Annotated in this window: 9 protein-coding genes and 1 pseudogene; 5 read left to right on the plus strand and 5 right to left on the minus strand. The window is 39.0% G+C overall.

Going from position 1 to position 7,593, the window contains the following annotated elements:
• The 3 genes and pseudogenes from Q1R07_RS06770 to Q1R07_RS06780 all read right to left on the minus strand — a co-directional run.
• Positions 1-362, minus strand: a pseudogene (locus Q1R07_RS06770) (UDP-N-acetylglucosamine 1-carboxyvinyltransferase); the annotation flags it as partial.
• Between the two features lie 14 nt (positions 363-376).
• Positions 377-1,093, minus strand: a complete 717-nt coding sequence (locus tag Q1R07_RS06775) for a DUF4290 domain-containing protein (protein ID WP_136402364.1) — start codon at positions 1,091-1,093, stop codon at positions 377-379.
• A 12-nt stretch (positions 1,094-1,105) separates the two neighbouring features.
• Positions 1,106-1,396, minus strand: coding sequence for a DUF493 family protein (locus Q1R07_RS06780; protein WP_300487660.1), 291 nt, complete (start codon positions 1,394-1,396; stop codon positions 1,106-1,108).
• Between the two features lie 141 nt (positions 1,397-1,537).
• Here Q1R07_RS06780 and Q1R07_RS06785 point away from each other — a divergent pair, with 141 nt between their 5' ends.
• The 5 genes from Q1R07_RS06785 to Q1R07_RS06805 all read left to right on the plus strand — a co-directional run bounded on the left by Q1R07_RS06785 (position 1,538) and on the right by Q1R07_RS06805 (position 6,102).
• A complete protein-coding gene (locus tag Q1R07_RS06785; protein WP_300487662.1) occupies positions 1,538-2,074 on the plus strand; it encodes an ATP-binding protein in 537 nt (178 codons plus the stop codon).
• Positions 2,075-2,128: 54 nt separating this feature from the next.
• The gene (locus tag Q1R07_RS06790; protein WP_300487666.1) at positions 2,129-4,021 is read left to right on the plus strand and encodes an ATP-dependent DNA helicase RecQ; all 1,893 of its coding nucleotides are present in this window, start codon (positions 2,129-2,131) and stop codon (positions 4,019-4,021) included.
• Positions 4,021-4,968, plus strand: coding sequence for a methionyl-tRNA formyltransferase (gene fmt, locus Q1R07_RS06795; protein ID WP_300487669.1), 948 nt, complete (start codon positions 4,021-4,023; stop codon positions 4,966-4,968). Before Q1R07_RS06790 ends, fmt begins: the two co-directional genes overlap by 1 nt.
• A 179-nt stretch (positions 4,969-5,147) precedes the next feature.
• Complete coding sequence (locus tag Q1R07_RS06800) at positions 5,148-5,423, plus strand: HU family DNA-binding protein (RefSeq protein ID WP_136402359.1); 276 nt, start codon at positions 5,148-5,150, stop codon at positions 5,421-5,423.
• A 118-nt stretch (positions 5,424-5,541) separates the two neighbouring features.
• Positions 5,542-6,102 (plus strand): YqgE/AlgH family protein, encoded by a 561-nt coding sequence (locus Q1R07_RS06805; RefSeq protein ID WP_300487674.1) that lies wholly within the window; start codon positions 5,542-5,544, stop codon positions 6,100-6,102.
• Here Q1R07_RS06805 and Q1R07_RS06810 read toward each other — a convergent pair.
• Entirely contained in the window at positions 6,099-6,938 is an 840-nt protein-coding gene (locus Q1R07_RS06810) for an aminotransferase class IV (RefSeq protein ID WP_300487677.1), read from the minus strand. The two genes, Q1R07_RS06805 and Q1R07_RS06810, sit on opposite strands and share 4 nt — an antisense overlap.
• 54 nt (positions 6,939-6,992) lie before the next feature.
• A complete protein-coding gene (locus Q1R07_RS06815) occupies positions 6,993-7,385 on the minus strand; it encodes an START-like domain-containing protein (RefSeq protein WP_256551290.1) in 393 nt (130 codons plus the stop codon).
• Positions 7,386-7,593 lie beyond the last annotated feature (208 nt).

Consider the following 7,593-nt stretch of genomic DNA (forward strand, 5'->3'; position numbering starts at 1 on the left):
TCTCCACCCGGTTTTGGAATATATCCTTTTCCGAAGCGCGCCAATAAAGGCCCAACGATCATAATAGAACCACGTAAAGCTCTTCCTTCGTCTTTAAAATCGATGGATTCCAGGTAATTCAGGTTCACTTCATCGGCCTGAAATGTATAGGCATTCGATCCGATTTTCTGGATTTTTACGCCCAGATTCCCTAAAAGGGTGATCAATTTATTAACATCAATAATATCGGGAATATTCGAAATAGTCACTTTTTCCGGCGTTAGCAATACTGCACACAATATTTGCAAGGCCTCGTTCTTGGCTCCCTGAGGGGTAATTTCTCCTTTTAATTTGATTCCCCCTTCTATTTTAAATGTTCCCATGTTTCGAAAGAAAATTAAGCTTTTCGGTTATTGTTTTTGTTGTTATTATTGTTTTTCTGGTTCGAATAATTCTTTTTGTTATTGTTGTTATTATTATTCGACTTACTTCCAAACTGTGTTTTATTGGATTGTTTTTTGTTTACCCGCATCAGATCGGTTGTATTCGACAATTCCTCATCTGTTTTAAGTAGGTTGATCTGACCACCGGACAGTTCGTACAAATGTTCGAAAATCACTTCGTCTTTTACGGTGTCTTTATTCCAGCTCAGGTACGATTTTTTCATATGGTTCGCAATAACCATGATCAGGGCGCTTTTCAATTCGCCATCTTCCCATTTATTGGCAACGTCGATCATGTATTTGATATTGTTCCCATAAAAACGGTATTTCGGAAAATTTTGCGGATACGCCAGTTTTTCCGGTTTTTGGTTCAATACTTCTTTATTCGGAATCGGATACGGTGAATCGGCTTCCAATTTAAAATCGGACATGATAAACAATTGATCCCACAGCTTGTGCTGAAAATCGGGCACATCCCGTAAATGAGGATTTAAACTTCCCATTACCGAGATAATGTATTTGGCTGCTTTGTTGCGTTCGTCGCGATCTTCAATCGCCGTAGCCTGATCGATCAGCTTTTGCAAATGACGTCCGTATTCCGGAATAATCAAATGGGGCCTTTCGGCATTGTATTCAAGAAAATGTATTGCCTCTTCTGGATTGTATCTCATAATTCCTTGTCTTTATAGCGAAATGATGCCTTCGATTGCTGTCAGTTCTAAATATTTATCGATTACACTTTGTGCACTCGGCATCGTTACGTTTATCGAAACACTGGTATATTTTCCGGTTTTCGAATGATTGGTCTGGATTACAGCACCCATACCGTCGAACGATTTTTCTATAGTGCTTACTTTTTCCGTATCGGTTGGCACTATAAACTTAAACAAATATTCGGAAGGCCATAGTGTCGAGTTGGTTAACTCTTCTTTAAGTCTGTGGTAAAATTCCTCGGTTTTTTTATCCATTTTCATAAAAATAAAAGCAAATATACGGTAGAGTTATGAATAATCAAGGTCTGCTCCTATAATTTGAAGCCGACCGAAATCATAAATTTAGAAACTATTTCTGTTGTTTCCACAAAAAAATGTAAATTTGCGCCTTATTTTCAAAAAGTGGATAAGGAAATCATCGTTATAATTGGCGGACCTGGATCAGGGAAAACCACACTGATTAATGGGCTTACGGATAAAGGATACACCTGTTATCCTGAAATTTCACGTGAAGTTACCCTGGAAGCCCGTGAGCAAGGAATCGAACAACTTTTCCTGGAAAAACCACTTTTATTTAGCGAATTATTACTGGAAGGCCGAAAAAAACAATTTGTTAGTGCTACTAAAGAGCAAACCAATGTTGTTTTTCTGGACCGCGGTATTCCCGACGTACTGGCTTACATGCATTATATCGGCGATTCGTATCCGGCTTTTTTCGATGCCGCCTGTCGCGAGCACCTTTACACCCGAATCTTTATCCTTCCGCCCTGGGAAGACATTTATATTAGCGACGACGCCCGTTACGAGAATTACGAACAGGCGGTTTTAATCCACGAGCATTTGGTAGAAACCTACGAAAAATACGGTTATAACCTGATTGAAGTGCCGCGCGATACTGTAGATAACAGAATTCTTTTTATCTTAGACAAACTTTCATAATAACCAATGGACCTTTAACAATCCGTTTAAAGGTTTTCCATAGTATTTAATTTGATGTCCGAAGCTTTACAGATACTCCAGAAATACTGGAAATACGATCGTTTTCGGATCCCGCAGGACGCCATCATTCAGTCTGTTCTCGACGGGAAGGATACCTTTGCCCTATTGCCAACCGGTGGCGGAAAGTCGATTTGCTTTCAGGTTCCCGCAATGCTATTACCCGGAATATGCCTGGTGATTTCTCCTTTGGTCGCACTAATGAAAGATCAGGTGCAAAATCTGCAAAAAAGAGATATCAAAGCAATAGCCTTAACCGGTGGAATTCCAACCGATGAACTTATTGATTTACTGGATAATTGCCAGTTTGGAAATTATAAATTCCTGTATGTATCACCCGAACGACTACAATCGGAATGGGTTATGGAACGTATTAAAAGCTTACCCATTAGTCTTATTGCCGTTGATGAAGCACACTGTATTTCGCAATGGGGACATGATTTCCGACCGGCTTATCTAAAGGTTTCCGATTTAAAAGCATTTTTTCCTAAAGTTCCGTTTCTGGCGCTTACCGCTTCGGCTACGCCTAAAGTTCAGGAAGACATCTGTAAGGAACTCCGATTGGATCAGCCTGCCATCTTTAAAAGCTCGTTTACCCGTCCGAATATCGCTTATATGGTTTTTGAAACGGAAGACAAATTATACCGGGTACAACAAATCCTAACCAAAAATCAGGATTCCTCTATTATATATGTCCGAAACCGGAAAGCCTGTCACGATATGGCTTCCCAACTCAATAGCCTTGGATTTACAACCGCCTACTATCACGGTGGTTTACCTTCCAAAGACAAAGAACAACAAATGCAACGCTGGCTTAACAATGCCGCTCAGGTCATGATTGCGACCAATGCTTTTGGAATGGGAATTGACAAACCCGACGTTAAGACAGTCATTCATACCCAATTACCAGACAATCTTGAAAACTATTATCAGGAAGCCGGTCGCGCCGGACGAAACGGCGCCAAAGCTTTTGCTGTATTATTGGTTGCTCCGTCGGATATTGCCGCTTCTAAAAGTCAGTTTATAGAAGTACTTCCCGATAAGGACTACCTGAAAACCGTTTACCGAAAACTAAACAATTATTTTCAGATTGCCTACGGCGAAGGTTATAACGAGACCTTTGCTTTTAATCTGAATCGATTTTGCGCGCAATACCAGCTTTCGGTTTTAAGAACATTCAACGCTTTACAGTTTCTAGACCGTCAGGGTGTTTTGAGTCTTTCAGCCAATTTCTCCGAAAAGATTAGCATTCAGTTTTTATTACCCAGCAAAGAAATCATCCGATATATCAGTTTAAACAAGTCACATGAAGACATCATTGTGTCTATTTTAAGAAACTATCCCGGTGTGTACGATATGGAAGTGGGTATCAACACCCATTTAATTGCCCGAAAAGCCAACACCTCCGAAGATAAGGTGCATTATGTTTTAAACATTTTACAGGAAAAAGCCATCATCAACTATAAAAGTCAGGCCAATGATAGTCAGCTTACCTTTAACGAAGTGCGCGAAGACGATTTGGTCATCAACCGACTAGCAAAATTCCTTGAAAAGCAAAATCAATTAAAAATAACACAGCTTGATTCGGTTATCGCGTATATATCCGACAAAAAACAGTGCAAAAGTCAGTTTCTACTCCATTATTTTGGAGAAACCGACATTCCGGAATGCGGCATTTGTTCGGTATGCATGAGCAAAAAGCAGGAATATGCCAATCCGGCGGCACTGGCCGAAAAAATCACTACCTTATTACAAAACGGCGCATTAACTTCGAGAGAAATCGAAAGCACGCTCGATATAAGTCCGGATGCGACTATCTTTGTACTCCAACTTTTACTGGAACACAACCGCATCACCATTAACAAACAAAACCAATATATTCTAAAATAATGAAGGCATTACGTATCGTATTTATGGGAACTCCCGAATTTGCCGTTGGAATTCTCGACACCATATATCAGAACCATTATGACATTGCAGCCGTAATTACCGCACCAGACAAACCGGCCGGAAGAGGACAAAAAATCAAATATTCGGCTGTAAAAGAATACGCTCTCGAAAAAGGATTGCCGGTTTTACAACCTACCAATTTAAAAGATCCGCAGTTTCTGGCAGAATTACAAAGCCTTAACGCCAACTTACAGGTTGTAGTTGCTTTTAGAATGTTACCGGAAGCCGTATGGAAAATGCCTTCATTGGGTACTTTTAACCTTCACGCCTCTTTATTACCAGAATATCGTGGTGCGGCACCTATCAATTGGGCAGTGATCAACGGAGAAACCAAAACAGGCGTAACCACTTTCTTTATTGATGATAAAATCGATACCGGAGCGATGATTTTACGCGGCGAAACCGAAATCGGAGCCAACGAAACCGCTGGTGAATTACACGACCGTTTGATGGTACTCGGACAGGAAACCGTTTTAAAAACTTTACAACTTATCGAAAAAGGAGAAGCCACTACGACGATACAATCCGACAGCCCGGAAATCAAAACGGCTTATAAGCTTAACAAAGACAATTGCAAAATCGACTGGAATCAAAACGGAGCAACCGTTCACAATCTGGTACGCGGTCTTAGTCCGTATCCGGCAGCCTGGTGTTATATTAAGGACAACGGACAGGAATGGAATGTCAAAATTTACGAAACAGCCTTCGAAGCGGCAAATCATTCGCTGGCATCCGGAACCATTCAAACGACCAAAAAAGAAATTAAAGTTGCCGTTTCAAACGGTTATATCAACTTGTTACAATTACAATTCCCTGGCAAGAAAAGAATGAAAGCCTCCGAATTGTTAAACGGAATTGTTTTTTCGGAAAGTGCTATCGCTTTCTAAGCCGCACAAACACTAATAGTTGCACAAAAAATGAAAAAAGCAACTAAGTTTATTAACAAACAGCTCTAGTTATCAACATTTTCATACAAAAAGATCGAAAACACTTGCGTAATTGGTAAATCCGTATAATTTTGTAAGACATTTAATTAATTTTAACCAAACAATTAATAACTAGAATTATGAACAAATCAGAATTAATCGATGCAATTGCTGCTGATGCAGGTATCACTAAAGCAGCCGCCAAATTAGCTTTGGAATCTTTTTTAAACAATGTTGAAGGAACTTTAGCTAAAGGTGGAAGAGTATCTTTAGTAGGTTTTGGTTCTTGGTCAGTTTCTAAGAGAGCTGCAAGAGAAGGAAGAAATCCTCAAACAGGAAAAACTATCAAAATTGCCGCTAAAAATGTTGTAAAATTTAAAGCGGGTGCTGAACTGGAAGGTTCTGTAAATAAATAAAATACATTTTAAAAAAAATAGAAAACCTCTCATTGAGAGGTTTTTTTTATTCCTTCAACGTTTTTTTTTGGTAGAATTGCCTTTTTTTTGTTAAATTTAATTTTAAACTATCGCTAAAATGATTTCAGTTAAGCCTCAAAAAGGAAACCTGCTCATTGCAGAACCTTCGATAATTGGAGATTTGTCATTTAACAGATCCGTTATTCTATTGGCCGATCACAACAGCGAAGGCTCTGTAGGATTTATACTCAACAAACCCTTAGGTTATACCATCCACGACCTGATCCCCGAAATTAATGCTACCTTTAAAATTTACAACGGCGGACCGGTAGAACAGGATAACCTGTATTTTATCCACAATGTCCCGGAACTGATCACAAACAGTATCGAAATTTCCAATGGAATTTATTGGGGCGGTGACTTCGAATTAACCAAAGAGCTGATTAACGAAGGAAAAATCAAGAAAAACAACATCCGTTTCTTTTTGGGATATACCGGATGGAACAGTCATCAACTCGAAGATGAACTGGAAGACAACGCGTGGATTGTTAGCGAAAACAGCTACAAAAACAAAATCATCGGCAAACCGACCGCTCATTTCTGGAAAGAAAAAATCATGGAACAGGGTGGCGATTACCTGATTTGGTCGAATGCTCCGGAAAATCCGGTATTAAACTAACCCAATCGGATATGGGCGTTTAATTTTTTAAGCAGCTCTGTTGCCAAATCGGTTTTATATTCTTTTTTGCGGTATTTTGTAACCGGCTGAATTCCTTTAATAACGTTTGTCAGGAAAATTTCGTCCGCTTTTTGCAGATCGAAAGGCGAAACGGATTCCTCTACCACTTCAATACCTTCCATTTTACGGGCTAACGCCAGGATTTGCTTCCGCATGACCCCATTTAAACATCCGTCTGTTACTGGCGGCGTCATTAGTTTTCCGTTTAACAACATAAAAAGATTGGACTGCAAAGCCTCCACTACATTTTTTTCGTCATTTAACAGCAAACAATTGTCATAACCGTTCTCATCGGCGAAGATACTTCCGGTAATCTGCACCATTTTATTGGTACTTTTTAGCGTAGACAACAATTGTTTGGTGACATAAAAATCTTTAAACAATTCCACTTCATAGGTATTGTCTGCAATAGTATACATCGGATTTTCCAATGGTTCGGCGGTAACCAGAAAGGCTGTTTCGTTTGTTTTTGGCAAATAAAACCCTCCGTTTTGTCTGAAAACTGTAAAACGCACACGGTAGGCCGCAGCGGCTTCTTTTGACTGCAATAGTGTTTTTACCTGCTCTTCGAAATATTCCATCGTAAAATTCATCGGAAGATCCATCCGTACAATTCGCGTAGAAGCCATCAATCGGAAATAATGATCTTCCAAAAACAAGATCTTACCATCCAATACTTTTAGCGTTTCAAAAATAGCATCTCCATATAGAAACCCTCTGTTCCCTTCGATGAGTACTTCGGAGTTTTCAACTATCGCACCGTTATAATTAACCATAAAAAAAGCCCTGATTTTTATTTCAGGGCAAATATACTTTATATATCTTAAAAACTACGCGGAACCGATCACATGTTTCAGATCGGAAATCTGATTTTCCCATAACAGTTTGGCTTCGTGTAAATCGCCTTGTTCGGCAAAATCCACAACCATTAAAGAAACATCTTTGGTAATTTCATCTTCCAGTATTCGCAATTCAAAATAGTATTCACTGTCTTTATCATTATCGTCCACCCAACGAAACTTTACTTTTTCGCCTGACTTTTTAGAAGCCAGTCGTGCTTTTTCCTCAGAATCATCCCAAATAAATGTAAAAAATTCGCCTCTGGAATTTACATTGTCTGCAAACCACTCTGATAAACCGGAAGGTGTTGAAATATATTGATACAATAATTGAGGAGAAGACATTATCGGGAACTCCAATTCATATTTTATTTTACCTTCCATATATTAAAATTTTCCGGAAATATATAGAATAATACATACAAAAAAAAAGAATTTCAAAAAAAATATTTTTTTTCAAAATATGTTTGGAAGGTTCAAATTTAGTCTTATATTTGCACCCGCATTCAAGGATGTAACACAAACAAAATGGCGAGGTAGCTCAGTCGGTTAGAGCGCAGGATTCATAACCCTGAGGTCACGGGTTCAACTC

The organism is Flavobacterium sp., assembly GCF_030146175.1.
GTDB lineage: Bacteria > Bacteroidota > Bacteroidia > Flavobacteriales > Flavobacteriaceae > Flavobacterium.

Coding starts and splice junctions, on each gene's coding strand:
- Q1R07_RS06775 (WP_136402364.1), bottom strand. CDS start 1,093: ATGAGATACAATCCAGAAGAGGCAATACATTTTCTTGAATACAATGCC.
- Q1R07_RS06780 (WP_300487660.1), bottom strand. CDS start 1,396: ATGAAAATGGATAAAAAAACCGAGGAATTTTACCACAGACTTAAAGAA.
- Q1R07_RS06790 (WP_300487666.1), top strand. CDS start 2,129: ATGTCCGAAGCTTTACAGATACTCCAGAAATACTGGAAATACGATCGT.
- fmt (WP_300487669.1), top strand. CDS start 4,021: ATGAAGGCATTACGTATCGTATTTATGGGAACTCCCGAATTTGCCGTT.
- Q1R07_RS06800 (WP_136402359.1), top strand. CDS start 5,148: ATGAACAAATCAGAATTAATCGATGCAATTGCTGCTGATGCAGGTATC.
- Q1R07_RS06805 (WP_300487674.1), top strand. CDS start 5,542: ATGATTTCAGTTAAGCCTCAAAAAGGAAACCTGCTCATTGCAGAACCT.
- Q1R07_RS06810 (WP_300487677.1), bottom strand. CDS start 6,938: ATGGTTAATTATAACGGTGCGATAGTTGAAAACTCCGAAGTACTCATC.
- Q1R07_RS06815 (WP_256551290.1), bottom strand. CDS start 7,385: ATGGAAGGTAAAATAAAATATGAATTGGAGTTCCCGATAATGTCTTCT.